At 70.7% G+C, this 1,489-nt stretch carries 1 protein-coding gene; it reads right to left on the minus strand.

Annotated features, from left to right (window positions below):
• Nucleotides 1–119 precede the first annotated feature (119 nt).
• The gene (locus A6V29_RS13955) at nt 120–1,373 is read right to left on the minus strand and encodes an IS256 family transposase (protein WP_137160855.1); all 1,254 of its coding nucleotides are present in this window, start codon (nt 1,371–1,373) and stop codon (nt 120–122) included.
• Nucleotides 1,374–1,489 lie beyond the last annotated feature (116 nt).

Below are 1,489 nucleotides of genomic sequence, written 5' to 3' on the forward strand. Positions count from 1 at the left end.
GCGGTCGGTGCGGACTAGATGACTGATTCCAAGGGGTGCGGCGTTCCCGCGGGAACGCCTGGTGCTGGTCAAGCCCGCGGGCGTGGTGTGTGACGGCTACCGCGTGATCTTCGGTTGGCTCAGGCGCTGAGCGCCGGGATCGTGGTCTGGGTGGTCACCTCCTGGGCGGTGTCGTCGGTGGCGGCCGGGCGTAGTCGGCAGCGGGCGAGGACGTCGAGGCCGAGGTAGCGGCGGCCTTCGGTCCACTCGTCGTGCTGCTCGGCCAGCACCGCACCGACCAGCCGGATGAGGGCGTCGCGGTCGGGGAAGATGCCGACCACGTCGGTGCGGCGGCGGATCTCGCGGTTGAGTCGCTCACTGGGGTTGTTGGACCAGATCTGGCGCCAGATCTCCTTGGGGAACGCGGTGAACGCGAGCACGTCGGCCCGCGCCTGCTCGAGGTGCTCGGCGACTCGCGGGAGCTTGTCGGCCAGCGCGTCGAGGACCCGGTCGAACTGGGCGTGCACCGAGGCGGCGTCGGGCTGGTCGTAGACCGAGTGCAGCAGCGCCCGCACCCACGGCCAGGAGCTCTTGGGGCAGACCGCCATCAGGTTCGCCGCATAGTGCGTGCGGCAGCGCTGCCAGGCCGCACCCGGCAGGGTCGCGCCGATCGCGCCCACCAGGCCGGCGTGCGCATCTGAGGTGACCAGCTGGACTCCGGTGAGGCCGCGGGCGGTCAGGTCCCGGAAGAACGCCAGCCAACCGGCGCCGTCCTCGGCGCTGGTGACCTGCAGGCCGAGGATCTCCCGGTGCCCGTCGGCGTTCACCCCGGTCGCCACGAGCGCGTGCACGTTGACCACTCGGCCGCCTTCGCGGACCTTGAGCACGAGCGCGTCGGCGGCGACGAACGTGTACGGGCCGGCGTCCAGAGGGCGGTGGCGGAAGTCGGCGACCTGGGCGTCGAGGTCCTTGGCCATCTCGCTGACCTGGGACTTGCTCAGTCGGGTGATCCCCAACGACTCGACCAGCTTCTCCATCCGCCGGGTGCTCACCCCGAGCAGATAGCAGGTGGCGACCACGGTGGTCAGCGCCCGCTCCGCCCGCCGCCGGCGCTCCAGCAGCCAGTCCGGGAAGTAGGAGCCGCTGCGGAGCTTGGGGATGGCCACGTCCAGGGTGCCGGCGCGGGTGTCGAAGTCCCGGTGCCGGTAGCCGTTGCGGACGTTGGTCCTCTCGGCCGAGCGGGCGCCGTACTCGGCGCCGCAGACCACGTCGGCCTCGGCGGACATGAGCGTGTTGATGAACGTGGTGAGCATCTGGCGCAGCAGGTCAGGACTGGCCTGGGCCAGCTGCTCGTGCAGGAAGTGGGCAGGGTCGATACTGGAAGGTGCGGTCATCGCGTCGTACTCCTGAAGGACTGTGAGAGGTCATCCAGAAGATCACGCGGTGGCCGCCTTCACGTCTCGGCCCGCTGGTCACCGGGGCCGTCGCACACCACCTTGGTGGACGCCAC

The organism is Blastococcus sp. CCUG 61487 (assembly GCF_005222955.1).
Classification (GTDB): domain Bacteria; phylum Actinomycetota; class Actinomycetes; order Mycobacteriales; family Geodermatophilaceae; genus Blastococcus.